Origin of the sequence: Chitinophaga solisilvae (assembly GCF_009928525.1) — a bacterium.
Lineage (GTDB): Bacteria > Bacteroidota > Bacteroidia > Chitinophagales > Chitinophagaceae > Chitinophaga > Chitinophaga solisilvae.
The window spans coordinates 152,476-178,606 of sequence record NZ_JAABOK010000015.1; the positions used below are offsets into that span (position 1 = coordinate 152,476).

Sequence of the window (26,131 nt, forward strand, 5' to 3'; positions counted from 1 at the left end):
TTTGTAATAGTAATATCTTCCAGATAATTGTTCCAGAATGCAAGGTATCCGGGGTCATTGAGTGCCTGTTGCTCTCTGGCAACAAACTCTCCGTAGGCAGGTATTTTATCTGCGGCTATTGGTTCATCAGATACATATGCCCTGATGAATTCTCCCGAGAGAGATGCTACACTCCAGCCATCCTCAATAGCATGATGTATGGAGAAGATAAAATCAAATCCAGCACTACGCTTGTTGATAATTAACCGGAACAACCCTGCCTTTGTAAAATCGAAACGGTGATATTGTTCCCTTTCAATAATTGCGTCGGTATCGAGGTTATCATACACTACTATTTCAATAGCAGTCTTATGACAGATGATACAGTCAAATCCGTTTTCCGACACCCGGAACGCTGCCCTGAGTAACTCATGCTTACCTGACAACTGTTCCCAGATGTGGGTAAATTTCATATGGTCATATTGATGACGTATATGATAAGAGGAGATATTATGATAGGTCCCTGGCTCACTCCGTTCTGATTCAAACAGCATGCCCGTCTGCAGATAACTTGCCGGATAAATATCCGCTACAGCTGTCAGGTCCGGGATGCTTTCCACTCCTGTATGACTCATCAGGCTGAAGGGAACATATGTTTCTGCTGTACTTTGATGCCCATGTGTTTCCAGGTAACTACCCAGCGTACGTATGCTCCGGTGTGTGAACACATCTTTCACTTTCAGCTGCCGGTTTAATTGCTGGTTAATCCGGCTCACCAGCCGGATAGCTATAATACTGTCCCCTCCCAGGCTGAAGAAGTCATCATGTACACTTATCGTTTCGGGTGACAATCCCAGGATAGCGGCATAAATACCACTCAACTCCTGCTCGGTAACAGTTGCAGGCGCCACATAATCATTGCTGCCGGCAAATACAGGGTCGGGCAGCGAAGCGGTATCCAGCTTCCCGTTCACTGTCAGCGGGAAATGATGCAGATGCACCAGCACCGATGGCAGCATATAGGCTGGCAGCACCGAACCAAGGTAATCCAGTATAGCTGCTGAGGACATTGCCGTATCTGATACGTAATAGCCCGCCAGATAACGCATCCCGTCACGTTCTTTGGCTATTACCACTGACTGACGGATACCGGGATAGGACGATAAACGGGTGATGATTTCATCCAGCTCTATTCGATAACCGCGGATCTTCACCTGGAAGTCATTACGGCCGCAGTACTCCAGACAACCATCCGAAAGCCGGCGCACGATATCGCCCGTACGGTATAACCGTCCGTTCACACCTGCCCCCGCTTCCTCTTTCGTCTGGAAAGGATTGGCGATAAAACGGTCGGCTGTCAGGTCCGGACGGTTCAGGTAACCCCGCGAAACACCAGCCCCTCCTACATAAAGCTCGCCCTGCGCTCCCGCCGGAAGAGGACGTAAATAACGGTCTAGTATATACGCTGTCAGGTCCGGTAACGGCTCCCCTATCAGTGAGCCTCCCTCAGGGAAATCTGCATAAAGCTCCTTCCAGGTAACATGTACCGTGGTTTCCGTGATCCCGTACATATTTACCAGCCGCGGACCGACGGCCCCATACCGGCTGTACCAGGTCTTCAGCTGAGAAAGGTTCAGGGCCTCCCCACCGAAAATGATATAACGCAAACGATGCAACGCAGATGGCTGTGCCACTGCGGTATCCGCAAACTGGTAGAAGGCGTGCGGAGTCTGGTTCAGTACAGTTACCCCACCATCAGCGCACAGCTCATAAAACAGTACCGGATCATGGATCTGTTCTCCCGAAGGAATCAGCAGACGGCCACCATGCAGTAACGCCCCCCAGATCTCCCATACACTGAAGTCAAATACATAGGAATGATACAACGTCCACACATCTTCGCTGTTAAAGCCATAGAGACTGGATGTGGAACGGAACAGCCGCAGCACATGACCATGCTCCACCATCACACCTTTGGGATGACCGGTGGTACCACTTGTATAAATCACATAGGCCAGATCACCGCTCCCGGTGGCTGTAACAGGATTGGCTGAGGAGTAATCCCCCGATACGGCAACATCTGCAGCTATCAATACCGGCGCACTGCTGAGACCCGACAAACGGGAATAGTGTGCAGCAGAAGTCAGCACCACACGGGCGCCCGCATCCGATATCATATATGACAACCGCTCATCAGGATAGCTTGTTTCCATGGGAACATACGCAGCTCCCGCCTTCAGAACAGCCAGGATACTGATCACCTGCCATAAAGAGCGGTCAAGGCACAAGCCTACCAGGTCGTCACGCTTCAATCCATAAACCGGGATAAGGTACGATGCCAGCCGGTTGGCGCGGGCATTCAGTTCTCCGTAAGTCAGTGACTCCCCTTCATATACCAACGCTGTATGATCAGCAAACAATACCGCCTGCTGCTCAAAATACTGATGAAGCGTGCCCGTTAAAGGGCTTTCAAGCAGCGTATGACTGCTGTATACCTGTTGCCCGCGGGATACTTCGTCTACATAATAGAGCGATTTCACCGGTACGTGACTGGCCCCGTTTTCCCTCAGTGTGGCAAACTGCGTAAGTATGGAGGTGTAGGTATTGATATAAGCATGTATGGTGGTCGCATCAAACAGTGCCGTGGCATAGTTGAACGTTCCGGTGATAGCATCTCCGCTGTCATCCATTACAACCGTAATATCAAACCTCGCGACCCTGTAATCAATGAAATCAATATCCAGCGGTTCCAGTAGTTTATTTACTTCCTTTCGCTGTGAGCTGCCAAAATCTGTCAGACTGAACAATACCTGGAAAACCGGATGACGTGAACTATCAGGCGTCAGCTTCAACTCCGCCACCAGCTTCTCAAAAGGAATATCCTGATGTAACTGTGCCGTAGTAACGGCTTTCCCTACCTGTCTGATAAACTCATCCAGCGGCTGCTCAGTATCTATCACCTGGCGCAACGCGAGCGTGTTTACAAAAAAGCCGATCAGGTCTTCCACACCTGAATGGTGTCTGTTAGCAACCGGACTACCAACAACAATGTCTTCCTGACCACTATATGCTCCGAGCAGCAGGTAATACGCGCTGAGCAGCAGGCTGTAAAGGCTTACTTCCAGTTCTCCTGCAAACGCCCTCAGTAAGGCAGACGTTTTTTCATCAACAGTAAAATCAATGTCAGCACCGGTGTAATCTATTAGCGACGGACGTTTTCTGTCAACCGGAAGATTCAGCTGCATATATCCGGATAAATTGTCTTTCCAATAAGACAATTGTTTCTCCAGTAAATCACCTGTCAGATATGAACGTTGCCACAATGCATAATCTTTATATTGAACTGGCAGATCAGGCAGAGGTACTGCAGTTTCCTGATTGCCGGATGAATAATAGAAATACAGCAAGTCCCGGATCAAAATATCTGAAGACCACCCGTCGAAAGCAATATGATGCAATACCAGACTAATATATCGGTTATGATCATCCAAACAGTATATGGTTACTCTAACCGGACACTCATTATCCAAACGGAATACATGATGAAAATCTTTATCAATCGCGTCCGCCAGTGCCTTATGATCAGGAAGTTCAATGATTCCGGCATGTACCGGATACTTTTCATTGATCTGTGTCAGCTGATATCCAATTCCATCTGTGCTGGTCTTTATAAGACTTCGCAATACCTCATGCCTGGCTATAACAGCCTGCAGTGCAGTCAGCAGATTGCCAACATTTACAACCGGCGACAATTTAAATGCCATCGGAATATTGTAGGCATAACTGTTTCCTTCGTATGATTCAATAAACCAAAGACGTTCCTGTGCAAAGGATAATAGCTGTTCTTCCGGATGTGCCACCTCTACCGGCTGTATAACCTGCCAACCCTGCGTTTCTACATAAAGGTAACGGGAAAGCTGACGGATGGTAGGATATGTAAAAATGTTGGCCACTCCCAGCTGCGTGCCGAATGTTTTATTAAGTTTGCTAGCCAGTTTAATCGCCGAAATACTATTTCCGCCTATTCTGAAGAAATCGTCATCTACTCCCGCCTTCCATGTCTTCAGGTCGAGAACTTCTGCATAAATCCTACACATTTCAATCTCAACAGGTGTTTCAGGAGCTGTATAATGGTCTGTCCTGGTAATTCCCAGTTTCTGCAGTGCTTTCGTATCTACTTTTCCGTTTACTGTTCGTGGAAATTCAGGTACCTGGACCAATACAGCTGGTATCATATAAAGTGGCAGCTGCGTTTTCAGATGTTCCAGCAGTACTTCCGCGTTTGTTAAGGATTCAGCAACAAAATAACCGGTCAGATATTTATTATCCGTCTGCGGCTGTTGTAATGCCAGTACTATTGCCTGGTGAACCCCGGGATAACCGGAAATAGCTGTACTGATTTCTGTGAGTTCAATTCTGTGGCCCCGGATCTTTACCTGGGAATCATTGCGTCCCGCAAATACGATATTGCCATCAGACCGATACCAGGCAAGGTCGCCTGTTTTATACAGCAACTCATCTTTACCCGTTATTGTCTGAAATGGATTAATTACAAAACATCCGTTTGTTAAATCAGGTTGACGCAGATAACCGGCAGCCACCCCTGCTCCTCCAATGTATAATTCTCCGGGAGCACCTGGTGGCAAAGGGTTCATATCGACGTCCAGTATATATGTACTTACGTTTCCAACTGGCCGGCCGATTACTCTGTTATGATCTCCTTCCTTATAATGATGAAGAGTAGCACAAACAGTAGCTTCAGTTGGGCCATATGCATTGATTACCCGCACTGATGCACGATGATATAATTGCAATAACCTGTTCTCCGTTACCTCTCCTGCCACTACTAATGTTTCCAATGGCAGTAAATGATTACTGTCAAGCAATGCAGGAGGGACAGTGGCTATATGAATATTGTTACCTGCGATAAACGCCTGTAGCAAAGCAATATCCATGCGGGTCTGATTATCCGGAATATATAAACAGTGTCCGTTAAGCAGACACGTAAACATTTCAGAGACATGCGCATCAAATACATAGCTGGCATACCAGAGGCAATTCCTGACACCCGTGATTTCGTCTCCGATCAATCCGAATTCCCGGCCCTGTGACCTGGCTAGGTTCACCACTCCCTTATGCCGGAGCATTACACCTTTGGGTCTGCCGGTTGTACCACTCGTATAGATCACATATGCCAGCCCCTCTGCAGAGGTAACAACCGGATGATTATCCGGAGACATGAGGCTAAGCGAAATCTGGAAGTAAACATCATCAATGCTCACCACATTAACCTGCTCGTCCACCACCAGCGACTCCAGCCTGGCTTTAAATTCTGCTACAGTAAGCACTACTTTTACTTCTGTATCTGTTAATATAAAGGCTGTACGCTCATCAGGATAGGTAACATCTACCGGAACGTAGGCTGCACCGGATTTCAGTATCCCCAATATGGCTGACAATGTATCAGCCGAACGGCCGATATACAGGGCTACAAGATCTCCGGGTTGCACCTGGCAGGTCTCTTTCAGGTAAACCGCCAGACGGTTTGCCTGCTCATTAAGAGCTGTGTATGTCGTTTGTATGCCATCATATACTACAGCCGTATTTGCCGGTACACGTAATACCTGTTCTTCGAATAATTCCTGTATGGTTTTATGTTCCGGAAAGAATTGTGTGGTATCATTCCAGTCGGCAAGCAATTTCTTCCTGTCGGCGGCTGACAGATACTGCAAGGATTTGACCTTCCTATCTTTCTCGGATGCTTTCGTAATCAGGGCCAGTTGTGCCAGTATTACCCGGTAAGTGCTGATGTAATCCGAAATGGTTGCCGCATCAAACACAGCAGTTGCATAGTTAAAGGAACCAGTTATTTCAGTGGCACTGATATCCATGTCTGTTGTAATATCAAATCTGGCTATCTGAAAAGCATCCGGCAGATCATATGTTTCCAGCAAGGTATCTACCTCCTGCTTTTGTTCCACATTAAACTGGGTAATCCCGAAAACTACCTGGAACACCGGATGTCTGGAAGGATCATGTTCAATGTCCAGCTCTTGCACCAGTCTTTCAAATGGCAGATCCTGATGCAACTGGGCTTTTGTTACGGAGGCTCCAACCTGCCGGATAAATTCGGTTAACGATTGTTCCCTGTCTATTTTTTCCCGTAAAGCGAGCGTATTTACAAAAAAACCAATTACCTCCGTAATTTCAGGATGATGACGGTTCGCAACGGGGCTGCCAATCACTATATCATCCTGATGACTGTACACTGCCATCAGCAGATAATATCCACTGAGCAGCAGGCTGTACATACTCACTTCCAGTTCCTTTGCCACGTTTCTTAAATCCATGCTGACAGCTGCATCAATGGTAAAATGCATATCTGCACCGGCGTAGCTGAGTCTGGCTGGCCTGTCTTTACCTGTTACGAGTGATAATGGTTCAAATCCTGACAACACTTTTTTCCAGTATTCCAGTTGAGTAGCCAGTATTTCATCTTTTAAATAATTGCGTTGCCATATTGCAAAATCCCTGTATTGTACAGGTAATTCCGGCAGCCTGTACTTCATTGCGGATTCATTATCTCCCTGCCTGATCGCTTCAAAGTGGTGATAATGCTGCTGAAGTTCCCGTATCATCAGATCTCCCGACCAGCCATCAAATGCAATATGATGTATCACGATACTGATATACCGGATCGTTTCGTCTGTCTGATAAAGCGTAACCTTCAGCGGATATTCCCTTTCCAGATTAAAAATGTGATTGAAGGATTTTTCCAAAGCAGCATCTAATCCGGAAGCAGTAATATGCAGCCTTTCTACCAATAGTACGTATTCATTTTCTGCAGTTGGTAACTGATAGCTCTTACCATCACCTGTATTCCTTATATAGCTACGCAACACTTCCTGCCTTACAACAATCTGCTGTAAAGCCAATATCAGACTGTCTTCATTTGTTGATTCCCTGATCCGGAATGCCATCGGAATATTGTAGGCATTGCTCCCTCCTTCAAACTGCTCAATAAACCATAAACGTTCCTGGGAAAAGGACAGCAGTATATCTTCCGGCTGATCAGGGATTATCCGGGTAATATGGGGTTGTACAGTATGGTGTTGTTGCAGATAGATAGCTAACTGCCCAATTGTTCTCTGCCGGAAAATATCCGTTACGCTTAAGGCTGTATCCAGTGTTTTATTTATTCTTCCAGCCAATCTGATAGCCAGAATACTATTACCTCCCAATGCAAAAAAATCATCAGCAACACCTATTTGTGCAGTATCCAGCCCAAGAATATCTCCGTATATGCGACCCAGCTCCTGCTCTGTGGCAGTTGCAGGCGCCACATAATCATTATTGCCGGCAAATACGGGGTCGGGCAGCGAAGCGGTATCCAGCTTCCCGTTCACTGTCAGTGGGAAATGATGCAGATGCACCAGCACCGATGGCAGCATATAGGCTGGCAGCACCAAACCAAGGTAATCCAGTATAGCTGCTGAGGACATTGCCGTATCTGATACGTAATAGCCCGCCAGATAACGCATCCCATCACGTTCTTTGGCTATTACCACTGACTGACGGATACCGGGGTAGGACGATAAACGGGTGATGATTTCATCCAGCTCTATACGATAACCACGGATCTTCACCTGGAAGTCATTGCGGCCGCAGTACTCCAGACAACCATCGGAAAGCCGGCGCACGATATCGCCCGTACGGTATAACCGTCCGTTCACACCTGCCCCCGCTTCCTCATCCGTCTGGAAAGGATTGGCGATAAAACGGTCGGCTGTCAGGTCCGGACGGTTCAGGTAACCCCGCGAAACACCAGCCCCTCCTACATAAAGCTCGCCCTGCGCTCCCGCCGGAAGAGGACGTAAATAACGGTCTAGTATATACGCTGTCAGGTCCGGTAACGGCTCGCCTATCAGTGAGCCTCCCTCAGGGAAATCTGCATAAAGCTCCTTGTAGGTAACATGTACCGTGGTTTCCGTGATCCCGTACATATTTACCAGCCGCGGACCGACCGCCCCATACCGGCTGTACCAGGTCTTCAGCTGGGAAAGGTTCAGGGCCTCCCCCCCGAAAATGATATAACGTAAACGATGCAACGCAGATGGCTGTACCACTGCGGTATCCGCAAACTGGTAGAAGGCGTGCGGAGTCTGGTTCAGTACTGTTACCCCACCATCAGCGCACAGCTCATAAAACAATACCGGATCATGGATCTGTTCTCCCGAAGGAATCAGCAGACGGCCACCATGCAGTAACGCACCCCAAATCTCCCATACACTGAAGTCAAATACATAGGAATGATACAACGTCCACACATCTTCGCTGTTAAAGCCATACAGCCCGGAGGTGGAACGGAACAGCCGCAGCACATGACCATGTTCCACCATCACACCTTTGGGATGACCGGTGGTACCACTTGTATAGATTACATAGGCCAGATCACCGCTCCCGGTGGTTGTAACAGGATTGGCTGAGGAGTAATCCCCGGATACGGCAACATCCGAAGCTATCAATACCGGCGCACTGCTGAGGCCCGACAAACGGGTATAGTGTGCAGCAGAAGTCAGCACCACACGGGGGCCGGCATCCGATATCATATATGATAACCGTTCATCAGGATAGCTTGTTTCCATGGGAACATACGCAGCTCCCGCCTTCAGAACAGCCAGGATACTGATCACCTGCCATAAAGAGCGGTCAAGGCACAAGCCTACCAGGTCGTCACGCTTCAATCCATAAACCGGGATAAGGTACGATGCCAGCCGGTTGGCGCGGGCATTCAGTTCTCCGTAAGTCAGCGCCTCCCCTTCATATACCAACGCTGTATGATCAGCAAACAATACCGCCTGCTGCTCAAAATACTGATGAAGCGTGCCGGCAGTTTCACCTGCAATAAACTTTCCCGACCCGTATACCTGCAGCATTTCCGCTGGCGTAAGATACTGTATCTCTTCCGTATTGATAGAAGGCGTATATACCAGCTGATCCAATACTGAACGGATCCCCTCAAGTACCCTGCGGATAGTATCATCCGTAAACAATTCCCCGGCATACTGTAGCTGGAATCTGACTGCTCCTTCCTGTTCAGAAATGGTAACAGCCAGGGGATAATCAAGTTTTTCGAAACCCGGCCTGAACGTTATCTCCAGTTCATCCTGCCTGAGGTTAGCTGGCATCGGATAATTTTCATACACAAAAAGACTGCTGAAAAGCCTTCTGCCGGCAGAATGCAATTTTGCCAGATCAATATCACTACGATTATTTATTTCATTAATATCAGCCTGCAGTTGCTGTATAGCTGTGATTACACTACCCGCGGAATGGTGCAATATTACCGGCAGCGTATTTATAAATAATCCTACAGACTCCTCAATTCCCTCTACAGGCAGGTTACGGCCGGAAACAGTCATCCCAAGCACAGTAGTGTCTGTATTACCATAAACACGCAACTGTGTGTGCCAGGCATATTGCAAGACAGCGTTGATAGTAATTCCGTTTACAGCACATAGGGCTTTCAATTGCTTATAATAGTCTCCGTCAATGACGAAAGACTGAACGAGACTCCTGGTAACCTGCCGGTAATCACTCAGCTGCAGGTTACGCACCTCTTCCCGGAGCAGACTGCTAAGATCTTCCTGTTGTTCAAGTTGGGAAACATAATTTTCCCAGTAACCGGCGTGACGGTTGCGGTGTTGCTGCAAATAGTGCTGTGCAGCATTATAACTTTCATCCTGTACAGAAGCCCCGGGAATATCATTGCACAGCTGCAGATATCTGTTATGTACATAGCTGATCAGCACAGGCATACTCCAACCATCCAGGATAATATGGTGACAGCTTAAAATGCAGCTGTATCTGTTGTCATCCCATTTAAAAATATATACCCTGAACAACTGGCCTTCGGCCAAATTATATATTTCTTTCTTGTCGGCAGCCAGTAAATCATCAAAAAAATGCTGCTGCGCTTCCAGGGGTTGATTGCTTACATCTGTAAACTTCCATGCCAATAACTGTTCAGCATCTATAATTTGTATCAGTTCATCTTCCCAGCTAAACCGCAGACGCAGAGAACTGAACCGGACTTGTGCAGATTGCCATGCCAGCTGCAGCTGTGTTACATTCAGCGGATTATGATAATCCCAGATATGTTGTATATGGTAAGCTTCATCCGTCTTTCCCTGACTCAATGCATGATAGATAAATCCCTCCTGCAGGCTGTTTGCGAGATATACTCCTGTTACTTCCTTTCCCTGTTGCAGATGTGACAGGTACTCAGGAGAAATAATGTAATCAATATCTGCCGGTGTGAAATAGCGACGGGGATGTTGCCGCAAATAAGTTATTATAGTCCGCAATGCTGTACCAAAAAGCTCTGAGAGCCGGGTAAGCATATCATCACTGAGTGCTGCAGTGATTTTAAAACGGAGTTGTGCATTTACCACTCCTCCATTGATATCAATGATGTTATGATCTTTGTTAACGGGAGATACTGCCACTCCCCTGCCTTCTCCGCTGATACGCCATGAGGCCTGCCGCTCCTTATTCTCTTCATCGAAACGCCCAAGATAATTAAAAGTGATACGGGGCAGCTCCTGTTCTGCATACCCTTTCAGTACACCGTAGCCGAACCCGTGCTGCGGTACCTTCCGGAGCATTTCCTTTACCCTTGTTATATCTGTCTCCATCTTCCCGGACACTTCCAGCAACACAGGATACATCGTGGTAAACCATCCTACGGTATGCGTAACATCCAGTGCCGGCCACAGTTCCTCCCTGCCATGTCCTTCCAGCACTATGTGGTGCTTTTCCGTATCTGTGAGCATCCATAATGCCCTGCCCAGTGCAGTCAGCAGCACATCCGTAATATCAGTATTATAAATATGGTTGCACTCCGTTAACAATGCAGTGGTTTCCTCTTCCGTAAATATTACGGATGATTCTCTGATAACCGGTTCTGCCAGCTTCTCCCACAAGGCATTGCTGTTATTAATATCCTTGACTACATGCTGCCAGTAACTTTCTTCTACTGCCCGTTCTGTTTCATCAGCTATCTTGTAGTGGTTTGCTGCGTTTACCCATTGACGATAGCTGCTTCCCTTTTCCCCGAGAATCAGGCTTACCGGTATCCCTGTTAATGTATGGTAACATACTTCACCTTCGATTGTCAGATTTGACGCTCCTGCGGCGCTGAACAGATAATCGTATATCTTCTGCAGATCATTCTTTATGATCCGCCAGCTTACGGCATCGATAACAAGATGATGGAAAGAAAACCAGAGCGTGGTCCTCTCCTTTTCAAACCCTGTCAGGCATGCGACCTGGAATATTCTCCCGCTGTGAATATCAAAATCTGCCTGCAGGCTGGTAAGCAGGTGGTCCAGTTGTTCTTCTCCTGAAATATTATCTGCATCAATGTATGCTATGGTAATAGCAGGTATTTCCTCATTGTATTCCTGTATGAATGAAGATTCACCCGTATTACCATGGTAAACAGCACGAAGCATATCATGTTGCTGCAGCAGCTTTAGGAGACTGACATACAGTATCTCCGCTTCCAGCTCCGGGGTATCAATAGTAAAGGATTGATTCCAGTGATGATACCTGGAAAAATTTCCATTCTGCACATTATTGAAAAACCATTGCTGTACCGGTAACAGCGCGAATATTCCTGACAGAATGCCCTGTTCTGATTCAATGCCTGTATGTTGGTCTGTTTCCCTCTCCAGCAGATGCTTATACAAGGATGAAATAGTTCTGTAAGCAAAGATGTCTTTTACATTCAGCCGGAGACCCAGCCGTTGCCTGATCCTGTTAACTACCTGGATACTGACAATGCTGTCGCCTCCCATTCTGAAAAAATCATCCTCCACACCTACTCTCAGTATATCTATCCCAAGAGCTTCTGCATAAATGACGCATAGTTGTCTTTCCGTTTCATTCCGTGGGCTGGTATATTTATGGTGCACCTGGAAATCCGGATCTGGCAATGCCCTACTATCCAGTTTACCATTTGGAGTTAATGGTATATGCGTAATGGGCAAAAACATTGCCGGCAGCATATAATCCGGAAGAACAGATTGCAGATGTGCTAAAAGATCAATATGATCAACTGCTGTATCTGATACGTAATATGTAACCAGAGACTTCAGTTCCTCCTGCTCTCTCACTACAACCACGGCTTGTGTGATACCTGCGAATGATGTTACAGCGGCAACAATTTCTTCTGTCTCAATCCTGAATCCACGGACTTTCACCTGCGCATCATTTCTGCCTATATACTCCAGATCACCTTCCGGCAGATATCTGACAAGGTCACCTGTTTGGTAAATCCTCTCATATTTACCCGCTAGTTTCTGCGCAGCGGTGCGGAATGGATTGGGAATAAACCGTTCTTCCGTTAATTCCGGAAGATGCAGATACCCCCTGGCCACGCCGGCCCCACCCAGGTATAACTCCCCAATCACACCAACCGGCACCGGGCGCCGGAATTTATCCAGTACATAGGCTATAGTATTAGCGACGGGCCGACCTATGTAGTTATTGTCACCTGACAGATTTACAACTGAAGTAACGGCCACTTCAGTTGGTCCGTATGAGTTAATAACATCCAGGTTTCCCTGCTGCAGCTTTTTCAGTAATTTTTGGCTGAGATGTTCTCCTCCGGAATTGATACGCCGCAACGTAGGGACAGCTGTAACGGGCAGCTGATACAAGAAAGATGGGGTCATTTCCATGTATGTGACCCTATTGGCGATCAGTGTATTAACAAAATGCTGTTCATCACTCCAGCTGTAATTCTTTATGATCAGTAATTTATGTCCACCAAGCAGCGCAAGGAACATTTGTTCCACCGAGGCGTCAAACACATAATTAGCGAAATGCAGAATTACCTCTTCTTTCTGAAATCCATACCTTACCTGGAGGTCTGTAACCAGGTTTACGATACTGTGGTGTTCGATCATTACGCCTTTCGGCCTGCCTGTAGTGCCGCTCGTATAAATAATATAAGCCAGATCGTCAGCAGAACATGCATCTTTCATATCAGTAACCGGATATGAAAGATTCTCCAGAAACTCCCTGTTATCAATACTTTCAAATACTACATTCGTATTTCCACCGATACCTCTTAATTTACTGACATGATGCTCATCACACAAAACAACAGCACAACCACTGTCGGCAAGCAAATAGGCGATTCTTTCTTCCGGGTAATCCGGATCTATTGGCATATATGCGGCGCCGGATTTAAGTACTGCTAATATGGCGGTTATCATATGCGGAGACCGGTCCAGACATAAACCCACAATCACATTTCTCCCGGTTTGATACCTGCTTCGTAGCCACACGGCCAGCTGGTCAGAGCGCTCATTTAAACTTCGATAAGAAACAGCTATTCCTTCATACAGCAGGGCAATACTATCTGGCGTCAGGGATACCTGCGCCTCGAACATGGCATGAATTGTTTTATCATCAGGGTAAGGTTGGGTAGTATTATTCCAGTCGTATACAATTTGCTGCAACTGTTCTTCGCCCAGTAGGTCATACCGGGCAATCAGCGTATTATTTCTGTCCTCCAGTAGATCGTTTAAAATTTCCGGGAATAATTTACGGTATGCTTCGATAAAGTTTGTTACCAGTCTCCCGTCCAGTTCCCTGTTATTGTATCTTACACGATAATTCAGTAATCCATCAGCAATCTGTTGTTCAAAGACCAGTTTATCAGTAAGGTCGATATGTAATTCATCATTGCTTTTTAAGGCTGTCGCTCCTTCAAACTGCAAAACGGATGTCCGCAGATTGGATTGAACGAACCCCACATCCAGCACAGCATTATTGACAGCACAGGAGATAATTCCAGTCACCGGAAAATACCTTGCCATACTTGATTTCAGTTCACGGAAATACTCCAGGTTACGTGTAATGAGATCTTGCAGGGTTGTAGTATCATCAAACCTGTAATCTGCGACAAGGGTATTAACATGCGCTCCATAAATCAGGTCCTTTCCTTCTGTTATCGCTACAGGGAAGTTGACTCCGATAATTTCCTGCCCTGACATCCTGTGTAGCAGAATCGCATAGACCAACTGTCCGAATGTATATGGTGTGAGCATGTATTTACGGGACAACTGTTTGATACCGGATAATACATTATCATCAAAACTGAACCGGTATTCACCCACCGGGTGCCCGCCGGCGGTTTCAACGGGAATATTGGCGCTGCTTAAAAAAGTTAGATCTACGCCGGCCACTCCTTCCATATGCTTCTGCCAGAATGCTTTCATTCCCGTTGTATGCTGCTCCAAAACTGCTGTAAGATCTGCTGACAACTGCTGATATAATCTTTGTTGCTCTTCCAGGCTGAACGGCCCGGTATATGTTTCATCATTATAAAACCTGGTTATTTCCAGCAGCATATCCTCGTAACTAAGACCATCAATGAGTATGTGCGGCATACAAAATATCAGCCTGAAATTCCCGTCATCCAGCCTGATGCAATGAAACCGCATAAGAAGGTCCTTTTCCAGGTTGAAAGGTTGTTGTACCAACTGCAATATTTCTTCTCCGGAAAGACCACCGGGATAATAATGCAGCAATGTGGTATGGGCTGACAGAGCAGGCCTTTTAACCCAATACAACTGATTATCCGCGGCATTCAGGACATTGCTGCTAATAAACAGGTAGGCATTTACTAATCTTATAAGACTTGTGTTAAGACGGTCTGTATCCAAATAACCGGTAAATGACAGATCCATCACCATATTATAGTCACTCCGCAAAGGATTCAGCACCCATTCATGATAAAAAGTAATCTGGTATATGGTCAACCTGGATATAAATGATGTTCCCTGTAGTGCATTACTATTGTCTGGGTTTTCCGCTATTTCATTCTTCATGTGTCTTTTGTTTGGTTAATGAGAAGTAAAGATGAAGTCCGTAGTATGATTATACTACAACACGGGTTACAAAGCAGCAATACTGCATTTGAGCTAAACAAATTTCATTTCTGATGCTTGGGAAAGTTTGTCTTGGGTTTTCGTGCAAGGCAGGTACTTAAAGCATGTTAATATAAATACTATAAAATACTCGGGTTAATTGGGTCTTCTGGTTATTGTAACGAAATAAAAATAAAATAAGCAAAACACAAAAAAAAATCGTCTGTTTTCCCTGCGGATAACAGCTGTTCCTTATATATAAATAAGATTTCTCAGTGAATTGTTTCAGCAGTTGCTCCGGGATGCCGGCAAATGATTCTGTGACTGACCGGTAAATTCAAAACAGTAAATATTCATTTTTGAGAATACCGGAAAAAAAGGCTGTGATCTTGTCTTTTATCGTCAGCCACTTTTCTCTTGCCTACCTTATCTTTAAACTTCCCATTATGGGAATCCATCACTAAGCATGTTCGTTTTTCCTGATGAACACCCAGGTAAGCGTTTTAATCATAGCGTGTAAATTATCTGAACCATAAATAACATTTACATTTTCAATTCACATTTATTCAATCAATCTTTCCTAGTTATAAACAATTAATAAACGCTAACAAGTTTTAGGGTTACCAGCACCTGCCGGCGATTTTTTATTCTGAGGGAAGGCAACCCCTAAAAAGCTTGCCATTGCGTCCTGTATTGCTAAATTTAGGCCCTAATTATCCTGCAACTTGTCTAGCCCATTTGTTCAAAGGAAACAACTCGCTATATTTGGGGACGGGAACTACGGAGAAATGGCTGTAGTGTAAAAAACATTTTATATGAATTTTAAGATATTATTAGCACCTTTATTTTTTACCATCAATTTTGCACTTGGACAAAACACAGCATTAAAAGGGCCGGGGCTACTTGACAAATCGCTGAAAAAAGACAGCATTATTACCGAGTTTTCAGAACTATATAATTTAATAAATACAATTCATCCGGGACAATTTATGTTTTGTTCAAAAAATGAATTTGACAAAACATATTTCTCTTTAAAAAACACCATAAAAACTGATCTTTCACTTGTAGAATATTATAAACTAACAGCCACCTTAATGGCAAAAATCAAAGATGGGCATACAACAGTTGACAGGGGGCAAATGTTTACCTTACTAAATGACAGATTAGTTTTTCCTTTCAGCATCTATAAAATTAAGAATAATTACTATTTGGATAAATCATCTCAGGAAAACAAGGAATATGCCGGATGTAGAATTTTAAAAATAAATGGAAAAGACATCAACGCTGTAGTTAACGAAATTAAACAATACATTCATCTTGAAGGAAGAAATGAAACAGGGTTAAATACACGATTCCGTAATTTCCCCTTTTATTATTTTATCTACAATCAAACAGAAAAATTTGAAATTGAATATATAGACAGTAACAATCATAAGCTGAAAGCCGCATTCAGGGGAATACCATTCAAGACACATACAAATAACATTTCAGAAAAAAACGAACCTTTAACAACAGAATTCAGAACAAACAATTTGGCTATTCTGAAATTTCGTTCATTTGAAAATGGTTATAATGAAACGGACAGAAAAATAGCAGAGAAACAGTTAGACCGCTTTTTCACACAACTTGACAGCTTAAAAACTGAAAATTTAATTATCGACTTACGAGATAACGGTGGCGGTTCTGCAGATATTGCCAACTACTTATTTTCATATTTAACCAGCACCCCCTATTACTATTTTGATTATACAGGAGCAAAATATAAAAGTGTAAATGAATGGAAGCATTACGCTCAATATCCAGACAATATCGAAGAAATAAATCTGAATGAAACAAAATTCAAGGATGGATTAAATTGCTATACAGAAACTGACAGTACAGATTATTGGTGGTTTGAGCTACAACAAAACAAAGTGAATTTTTACAAAGGAAAGATCAATGTTTTGATAAATGGTGGCTGTTTTTCAACCACCGGACACTTATTAGCCTTGATGAGGGAACATAAAATCGGGAAATTTTACGGAGAATATTCACAAGGGAGTAATTATAGTAATGCGGGCGGACAAGCATTTATTTTACCTTATTCCAAAACATTGGTGTGGATACCTACTTTTCAATACAAAATGAGAACACCCCATTTCATAAACGACCCCAAAGGCATTAAGGCAGACGTTGAAATACCAACACAGCCGAATGACCTAAGAACAAAGTTTGACAGACAAATCGATTTTGTCATTAAGCAACATTCGTGATTGAATGTATGCTTTGAAGTCTGCGCTAAAAGCAAAAAGCCTGCAATTATTTTAGTTGCAGGCTTCTATATTTTTTTACTGTTTCTTGTGAACCCTATGGTCCAAAACGCGAACCTTTTTCTACCTGATTGGGCGTAAATTATCCGAAATATACCATTAGTGTTGCTGTTATCGCCAATTTTGCATCCATTATAATTTCAAACCTTTCTTCCTCATTTTTCTTCATTTTAATAGAACCCTGGTTTGTCTCCGTAAACGCCGGGCTTATTTACACCTACACTCGCTTTAACATCTTTTCCAGGATGTTCTATAATATCTACGACGTAGGCTGCAACAGCTTTTCTTGCAACTTCGGTTCCTACGAACGGTTCTCCTTTCTGTGTGGTTTCGTAAGCTGTTTCATTTTTATCGGTCAACCAGGATGGGCGGATAATGGTATAGTCCAATGAAGAAGCTTCGATAATATCGGCTGCGTGACGATAGCGAATCAAGTCGGAACCGATCATCCGTTCATTCCATTGTCCGAATTTGCCCGGTATTTCTTTATAGATTCCCAAAGAGGTAATGAATATTAAACGTTTTACTCCGGCGGTTTCCATTGATTTAACGATTTCTCCTGCCATTTTATCAATCTGCCCGGCAAGATTTGCATATACAATCTCCTGTCCTTTGACAGCGTTGTCCAGATCGGGCTTGTGCAGTACATCGCCTTTGATGATGTTGGCATTGGGAGCTTGTTCTGCCAGACCGTTCGTGTTTCTTGCAAACAAGGTTAATTCAATATTCTTTTTGTCTTTAAGATAGTCAATTACATGCTGGGCAATTGCTCCGCCAGCACCTAACACTAAAATTTTTGTTACCATCTTATTTTTTATTTATTCTATAATATCTAATAAGTCATGAAGAACAACGAAACAACGTAGCGCATTTTTTGCTTACGCTGTTTCGTTACATGAAATTACCCTTCAGAATTAAGCACTTGCCTCACAAACACCTGTCATCATTGAATTTCATTGTGTTTTTCCTCCTCTCTACTTCATATACTTGTCCAGGAAAGCCAATACTTTTTCGGGCGTTCTGCCGAAATAATTATAGCCATCTTTAAAACGATTGTCGCTATCTACCCAAATCAGTTCTTTGTTGTTGCTTGGGATAGAATCGAAGGTAGATTGCGAACTGGCCTTGGCATTTTTAACCCAGGAATCTCTTTCCACCTGCCACATGATTAAAGGCATTTTCACATTCCTGGAATATTTGCGCGGATCCATTTCATCGCGGGTAAAACCACCTGCTTTCAATAGTTCAAAATCGAGCAAATCCAGGTATTGTGAAATGCCATTTGCTTCGGAAAATGCCTGATAAACATCCTCCATATTTGGCACTAAGGGATTTACAAAACATCTTACATTTTCAAATAATTCAGGATGACGGTACAAAGCATGCCACTGCGAAAGCCCTCCCAAACATTGGTTGAACAATGCTACTTTCATTTTGCTCAACCGGGGATGTGCATCTACATATTTTTTTACGCCCACGCAGTCGCGCCATTCCAAATGACCGATGCCGCACATTTTATTATTGGCTTCGCCGCTTTGGCCGTGGTTGCGCAAATCGTATGCTATAATGTTGTAACCCGCATCGGTCAGGATTTTCATTTGAATTACGAAATCAATTTCACAATCAATAAATCCTGCCCACGGCAACCCCATGTGCCCTTGAAAACCCGCGCGGCACATAGGCAAAGCATGATTAAAAATAATGAGTTTATCGCTTTCGCCACCTTTTGCCGGAATATACCATCCGCTGATGGGCACGCCATCGTCGGCAGGAAAATAAATATCTTCCCAGCCCGTCATGCCGTAATCGTCGGGGGTCTTGTGCAGGATGCTGCGCCATTCTCTTTTGCAGACATTTACCAGACCCATCACTTTGGTATAGTCTTCTTCCGAAATTTCGTCGGCTTGTTTTTTGGCTTTTTCTAAAAGTTCCTTTGACATTCTTGCGGTGGGAGTGGGTTGCACCTCAATACCCGATAAATTGATTTGATTTTTCATTTATTTGAATTTTTTAAACTCATGATTAAATAATAGAATTTATTTTAGAGCTTGTTTATACCTTGTTGGCATTTTATTGTTGTATCATGATATTTTTTAAAGTTATACTTCTTGTTTTTTGACAAAATAAAATTAGATACAATTACATCCTTTAAACGTAGACAGATTACTGAAAAGAGGAGACTTTTTACTGATTGGTATTTCTTTAAAACAAAAAAGCAACCCTGAAGGTTGCTGTGTATTTAAACTATCCGATTGTTTTAGATTACATTCCCCTGAACACCTTGGGCGACATGCCTGTTTTCTTGCGGAAGAACTTTGCAAAATAGTTGGGATAATCAAAACCCAGACTGTAAGAGATTTCGCTGATAGAAAGTGAAGTATTTTTGAGCTTGTCTTTTGCTTGTTTTAAAACAAAATTATGGATATGCTCAATGGGCGATTCACCAGTAAAGTGCTTGATCAAATCCCCGAAATAATTAGGTGACAGGTTGGCTTTTTGTGCAAACCAGGCAACCGAAGGAAGACCGGAAACATCTTCGCTTTTGTCGAAATACTGCTTTAGGTTTTTATAAAAATTATCAATCACGGAATTATAGATGCTGCTTCTTGAATCAAATTGTCTATCGTAAAACACTTGTGTGTAAGACAGTATCAGTGCGATGTAGGACATGATAATATCTTTGGAATAATATTCTTTCTGAAACTCATCATAAGCCTTTTTGTACAGATCCCACAGGATCGCTTCTTCATCTTTAGTAAGAAACAGTGCTTCATGATTGTTATAGTGAACAAAATTATAGTCTTTCGCCAGTTTGTTTACATACCTGGCACTCACCAGAATATTGTAGCCGGCATCAGGGGCATTAATATCCCAATCCAGCGAATTCTGCGGACAGTCAACATACATAAAAGATTTTGACTGATCTTCCAGAAGTTGTGTTTCCTTAAAGCTCTTTTCCAAAGGTGGCTTTATAGCCAATAAATAGAAATCTATTGTAATGGAATTGGATTGCAGCCTTATGTTCTCCTCATTTTCATAGTTTACAATGAGCAGATTATCATTCTTTGGTTTATCAACGTTAAGATAGGCTGCGAACTCTCTTATGTTAAATATTTTATTGACCATTGCTTACAAATAATACTTATACAAAGATAGTTTCTTTACTTGCTGAAAGATGGAGACATTTTAAGTCAAAAAGGATACATTTTACTAATTTGATGTTTTTTTTCGTTCTCCTTTTCTTCTGCTAGAATCTGACGGAGGGTGGTTTGCCGGAATCTCAAGGTAGGTAAAAAAAAATTGAAGGTTAATTTTAGCATAATTAACCCTTTGGTACTCGAACCATTACGGGTTCTATATTAGTTGATTATGACTTTCTGGCTTTGTCATAGTCAATTGAACGAACACAAAAAAGTCTTCAAACTCTATGAATTTGAAGGCTTAAAAATTTTCTGCGATCCCGCTGGGAACACCGTATATCTTCGTAATGCCTTGTTGAGTCTGTATTTGATAGTGGTGAGCGTTTATTGCTAACCGTAATGCTGACCTGATTTGTTCGCCCCCCAAAATTATATCAGGAATCATGATTGCTCAAAAATAATAAAATAATTTTATCCTGTTGAAAACTAATCTTTTACTCACCATAAAACGCCATATCCTCTCCTTCCACTCTAGCATTAAGCATTGTGGCAATTGGTTTGCCGCAATCCTACTCTATGAGTAGAAAGCCTGTCCTGCAAAGCACGCATATTATTGCCAACCTTCTGTTGCGTGGCCTTGGCTTAAATCGGCGTTGTATGGATACATGTATGCCTTAACACCTAGCGTATCATTTCAATAGGCGCATCATTTTCAGGCATCACCATAATAACAAAATAGAACTCATTATATTAAATTATGACACCGTATTACCACGGCTTAAAGTATATTTGTCTTGCAACATTTTTCATATGGAATTACTGGAACAAAAATACAAACAGCTTGTTTCCGGAATAGGACAATTATTAGCCGCCGGAAGGGAAAACGCAGCTCAACAGATAAATACTATTTTGGTATATACTTATTGGGAAATCGGTCGATATATTGTAGAATATGAACAAAAAGGGAACGAGAAAGCTGAATATGGAAGCCAGTTATTTGAAAAGCTATCCAAAGACCTCACAGCCTCTTATGGTAAAGGATTCAGCAGATCCAACCTATCATATATGAGAAAATTATACAATAACTTCCCAAAACGTGAGACACTGTCTCACAAATTGACTTGGAGCCATTATTTTGAAATCCTCAAATCAGATTCAGATCTGGAAATTGGCTTTTACGCCAAACAATCCGAAAAGGAAAAATGGAGTGTAAGAGAATTAAAGCGGCAAATGAAAAGTATGCTTTTTCATAGACTGGCTTTAAGTACGGACAAAGAAGGGATTTTAAGGCTGGCCAATGAAGGACACGAAATACAACAAGCAGAAGACTTACTGAAAGATCCATTTGTGCTGGAATTCTTGCATATTCCCGAACAACATCTATATCTTGAAAGCGATTTGGAAGAAAAGCTGATTAATAACCTTCAGCATTTCTTATTGGAGCTAGGAAAAGGATTCGCGTTTATAGGCAGGCAATACCGCATGAGTATTGGTGGCAAGCATTTCAGACTTGATTTATTGTTTTATCATAGAATACTGAAATGCTTTGTTTTAATTGATTTAAAAAGAGGAGAAATTGACCATACAGATATTGGTCAAATGAATCTGTATCTCAACTATTTTAAAAAAGAAGAGGCATCCGAAGGAGATAACGAGCCTGTAGGAATATTATTAGGTGCATATAAAGACCATATCCTCGTTGAATATGCAACAAGTAGTATAACGAACAAAGTATTATTAGCTAAATATCAGTTATATCTGCCAGACAAGAAACAGTTAGAAAAAGCGCTGAACAAATTACTTGATCTCTAATACGGTTAGCACAATTAAATAATAATCCTGCTAATTTCAACGCTCACTTTTTTATCCTTTTCTTTTTTTTCACAGCTTTACCACTAAAAACAAAAAACCTTGCAGAAGCAGATTCTACAAGGTTTTAATTACATTAGAGTATTTACTTTTACTCTTGTTGGTGATCCCGCTGGGACTCGAACCCAGGACCCATACATTAAAAGTGTATTGCTCTACCAACTGAGCTACGGAATCATGCCGTTTTGTTTAACGGAGTGCAAAGATAGAAATTTATTCATTTCTACCAAATTAAATCTACAAAAAAATCATACTACATAAAACAAACCTGCCACCAGACTACCTTACAGCGGGATATTTTTTTCTTTCAAATGATGAAAATTACTGCACTTTTCTACCGGCAAATACTTTAAATTTAAGTACAGCGAATCTTCAACATTATGGAAACACCAAACATTACCAGACATCTTACCATTCCACTGGCTTCCGGTAACGCCTACACGAAATTCGTTTATGAAATCAACGAATGGTGGCCCAAAGCATACACCTGGTCAGGAGATAAATTGCTTAACATACGCATACACCCTGCCGTAAACGGCCTCTGTACAGAAACAGGCCCGCATGAATTCCGCTGCGACTGGGGCAGGGTCGTATACCTCGCTGAAGGAGAAAGTATCGCCTTCCTGTGGCAGATAAGCCCCTCCCGCGTACCAGAACCGGACGCCGCAAAAGCCAGCGAAGTATTCCTACACTTCATCAATGAAGGCAACAATAAAACCAAAGTAGATTTCGGACACCGCCATTTCGACAAACACGGCGAAGGCGCCGCACAATATCGCGAACAGATGAACAGCCCCGAAGGATGGGACTTCATCCTTGACAGCTTCCTGCAATACTGCAGACAATCGTAGTAATAGCCGGCCGTCTTTCCTGCCCGTAAGAAATACAGCCGGCTTTACACCGGCTAATACTCGTCAGCGCTCGGCCCATAGCTGCCGGGAACCGGTATTTCCAGCAACCGCAGGTATACGCCCAGCTGCGCACGGTGGTGCACAATCTGGCTGTATACCATACGGATCACTTCTGCTTTCGTATAAGTTTTGTGAATAACATCGCCCTCTCTCAGCGTCCACATCTCTTCCAGCTGCTCCGGCATGGCAGCTGTCAGCTGACTGCGGCCTTCTGCCAGCGTAGTGGTAAAGTACGCCAGCAACTCGTCGTTGTTCTTTAACGGCGACGGGTTATAATCAAATGTGGCAGTATCCAGTTCTGACGTGGTCAGCGTCATCTTCACCCAACCCGGCAATTCCGCAATATGCGTCGCCAGCCTTAACAGCTTCATACTTTTCGGATGAGGCTGCCAGTCGTATTTATCTGCCGGCAAACGTTCCAGCATCTTTCGGGTGGTAACAGACTCTTCGTCCATTTCCTTCAGCAATGATTGAATAAGAGACATAGTGGTAAATTTTTGTTGCTGCTACAAAGGAAAACTGGGCGTGTGACAACCCTATGTCAGCAGCCCTCCAAAATAGTTGTACCTACACATTGCCTCCAACCAATTGCTAAAGAAGTATAAGACATGCCTCCTGCGTTTACAGGCTTACCATTACGCCGCCATACCAGGTGCGGCCGGCCGCCGGATTATAATACCGCCCGCCAATGGCATTCAGGTCGTTACCCAGACTATACCGCTGATTCAGCAGGTTCTCTGCTCCTGCTGTTAACCTGATATTATTTTTTCCGGAGAAGGGAATACGCCACGCGGCCTTGCATTGCAGCAGATGATACGCAGACGCATATACGCTGCCGGCATCGTTCAGAGGAATGTTACCGGTGTAATTATAGGCTACATACACCTGCAGCTGCTCCGGGAAATCCACGGCCAGGCCGGTAACCACCACCTGCTGCGGCACGCCCGTCAGCCTGTTACCTGAAAAATCCTTGCCACCGCTGATATAATCCCTGAAATGAAAATTACTCCAGGTAAAGCTGCCTCGCCATTCCATCCCCCGCAGCCAGCCACGTAAACGTGGCTGCATCAGCCAGAGGGCGCCTTCCAGTTCTGCACCTGTCTGATTCACACCGCCGGCATTTGTAAAAAATTCGTTGCCGTTATCATGCACTTTCCGCACAATAGCGTCCTGCATACGGTAATGAAATATGGCCAGATCCAGCGAATAGCGGCGGTTACGCGGCAGTACGCGCAGCCCGGCTTCATAGTTCCATCCCGTTTCCGGCTGCAGGGCGGTGTTGATCACATTATCCGATGCCCGCACTTCTGCCGTCGCCGGCGGGGAATAGCCGCGGCTCAGGGTAATACGGCCTGTCAGCTGTTCACTGAACAGGTAAGACAAGGAGATACGCGGCATGAGCTGTGGGGTAAACTTTTTTTTCGTATAACCATTGGTGTTATAGGAGTACTGATAGTAATTCACGCTGCCAGCTGCTTCAAATGTCCATTGATGCAGCTGGGCATGAAAACGGGTGAAGAAAAAATACTGCCCGGTTTTCAGCTTGTCAGCTGCCTGCAGGGTATCCCGCCGGCCGCCGCGGTTGCCGTAGTTGGCGATATCTGTCTGCGTTTGCTGCCACTCGGCACCTGTCTGCCACCTCCATGATAGCGGCGATGCGCTTCGCGGATTCCCTGTAAACGAAACATACGTGCGGAACCCGAAAGTATTTTCATCCCTGGCTTCGTAGTTGGTAATAAACGGATTTTCAAAATGTGTGCTGGCGCCGAATACGGTCAGCACATGTTGCCAACGCGCTCCCAACCGGGCTTCATGTGTCATGCCCCCCTGGGCGGTACGGTTGCGGATGCCCGCCTGCTGGCCGGTTGCACCGGACAAGGTATTGGTGGCCGGTCTGGCAGCACGCGGATTGTTCTCCAGCTGCGCCAGCGTCAGCCCGCCAGGGGTACGATAGTCCAGATCAGCATATAACGCAAGCATCTTCCATATAAATCCCGGTCTGTACTCCCACTGCTGCCCCAGCTGCGAATACCAGCGCTTCATCGCGCTGTTCTCCCGGTAGCCGTCAGCCTGCTGGAAGCCCTGGAACAGCTGTAGTCCGTACTTCCCCCATCGTTGCTGATAACCCGCAGCGGCATGCAGCAAACCATAACTGCCGCCCTGTACCTGCGCCCGCAACCGCTGACTGTCAGCTGCTGCCGGCAGCATATCCAGCCGGATAACCCCACCGGAATTAGCCCCGAACAAACTTCCATCCGGCCCTTTCAGTATTTCCGCCCCTCTCATGGCCATAGGATCCAGCAGATTCAGATAGGCATTCCCACCCGCATCTGTCAGCGGTATTTCATCCAGATAAATTTTTACATTCCTGATTCCAAAAGGCGACCGGAGCAGACTCCCCCGAACGGATAAACGATAACTGCCCGGCGAACGCTCTTCCATACGCACCCCTGCCAGCATATTAAACGCCGGCACCAGCGACACTCCCTGCTGCAACTCCAGCTGCCTCTCCCCCAGCATACTCACGGTAGTGGGTATACGCTGCAGCGGCTCCGCCGACAAATAGGATTTTACCACCACCTCCCGCAACCGATACGCCGTATCCTGCTGCGCAGCCACCGGCCCAGCTAAACAAACAACCAAAATAAACAGCAAATATTTGACACCAACCATGTGAGACTTGAATTACGAATTACAAATTACGAATTACGAATGAGGAACCCATTTGGGATAGAAAGACTATTGAATTAATTATGAATTAAGAATTATGAATTATGAGTTAAAGCGAAGATCAGAGCGGGTAGATAAGGAATAATACCCGCTCTGATCTTCGCTTTAACTCATAATTCATAATCATTGGTGTCCGGTAAAAATCCAGGCTTTGGTTAAAGCGTAAGATTATTGGGACACCAATGATAAAAAATCATTGTTTTCTCATTTCCAAGCCTCTATGTAGCAAAAAGAGACGGCGGTATATA

General features: G+C 44.2%; 9 protein-coding genes and 1 tRNA gene (1 of these 10 cut by a window edge). 3 read left to right on the forward strand and 7 right to left on the reverse strand.

Annotated features, from left to right (window positions below; translation table 11 throughout):
• Nucleotides 1-14,885, reverse strand: the beginning of a protein-coding gene (locus tag GWG06_RS25355; protein ID WP_160716977.1) for a non-ribosomal peptide synthase/polyketide synthase. 17,464 nt of this gene lie to the left of the window's left edge; 14,885 of the gene's 32,349 nt are visible here — the first part of the coding sequence; its start codon is at nucleotides 14,883-14,885; its stop codon lies beyond the left edge, outside the window.
• 854 nt (nucleotides 14,886-15,739) lie between these two features.
• On the opposite strand from GWG06_RS25355, the gene GWG06_RS25360 reads away from it, so the two are divergent.
• Nucleotides 15,740-17,176, forward strand: a complete 1,437-nt coding sequence (locus GWG06_RS25360) for a S41 family peptidase (protein WP_160716979.1) — start codon at nucleotides 15,740-15,742, stop codon at nucleotides 17,174-17,176.
• 227 nt (nucleotides 17,177-17,403) lie between these two features.
• On the opposite strand, the gene GWG06_RS25365 is transcribed toward GWG06_RS25360, so the two are convergent.
• From GWG06_RS25365 to GWG06_RS25375, 3 genes are all read right to left on the reverse strand, one after another.
• Nucleotides 17,404-18,039 (reverse strand): NAD(P)H-binding protein, encoded by a 636-nt coding sequence (locus GWG06_RS25365; RefSeq protein WP_160716981.1) that lies wholly within the window; start codon nucleotides 18,037-18,039, stop codon nucleotides 17,404-17,406.
• Between the two features lie 168 nt (nucleotides 18,040-18,207).
• Nucleotides 18,208-19,230, reverse strand: a complete 1,023-nt coding sequence (locus GWG06_RS25370) for an alpha/beta hydrolase family protein (RefSeq protein WP_160716983.1) — start codon at nucleotides 19,228-19,230, stop codon at nucleotides 18,208-18,210.
• A 265-nt stretch (nucleotides 19,231-19,495) separates the two neighbouring features.
• Nucleotides 19,496-20,359 carry a helix-turn-helix domain-containing protein gene (locus GWG06_RS25375; protein ID WP_160716985.1) on the reverse strand — a complete coding sequence of 288 codons (864 nt, stop codon included), beginning with the start codon at nucleotides 20,357-20,359 and terminating at the stop codon, nucleotides 19,496-19,498.
• Nucleotides 20,360-21,183: 824 nt separating this feature from the next.
• Here GWG06_RS25375 and GWG06_RS25380 point away from each other — a divergent pair.
• Nucleotides 21,184-22,185 (forward strand): PDDEXK nuclease domain-containing protein, encoded by a 1,002-nt coding sequence (locus GWG06_RS25380; RefSeq protein ID WP_160716987.1) that lies wholly within the window; start codon nucleotides 21,184-21,186, stop codon nucleotides 22,183-22,185.
• A 158-nt stretch (nucleotides 22,186-22,343) separates the two neighbouring features.
• On the opposite strand, the gene GWG06_RS25385 is transcribed toward GWG06_RS25380, so the two are convergent.
• Nucleotides 22,344-22,419, reverse strand: a tRNA-Lys gene (locus GWG06_RS25385).
• Between the two features lie 203 nt (nucleotides 22,420-22,622).
• Between GWG06_RS25385 and GWG06_RS25390 the strand changes: the two genes are divergently transcribed.
• Nucleotides 22,623-23,093: an SRPBCC family protein gene (locus GWG06_RS25390; protein WP_127037527.1), complete on the forward strand. Its 471-nt coding sequence runs from the start codon at nucleotides 22,623-22,625 to the stop codon at nucleotides 23,091-23,093.
• A gap of 53 nt (nucleotides 23,094-23,146) precedes the next feature.
• Here the strand turns inward: GWG06_RS25390 and GWG06_RS25395 are convergent, their stop codons facing one another.
• Nucleotides 23,147-23,638, reverse strand: a complete 492-nt coding sequence (locus tag GWG06_RS25395) for a DinB family protein (RefSeq protein ID WP_160716990.1) — start codon at nucleotides 23,636-23,638, stop codon at nucleotides 23,147-23,149.
• Between the two features lie 136 nt (nucleotides 23,639-23,774).
• Nucleotides 23,775-25,796, reverse strand: coding sequence for a TonB-dependent receptor (locus GWG06_RS25400; RefSeq protein WP_235938523.1), 2,022 nt, complete (start codon nucleotides 25,794-25,796; stop codon nucleotides 23,775-23,777).
• Nucleotides 25,797-26,131 lie beyond the last annotated feature (335 nt).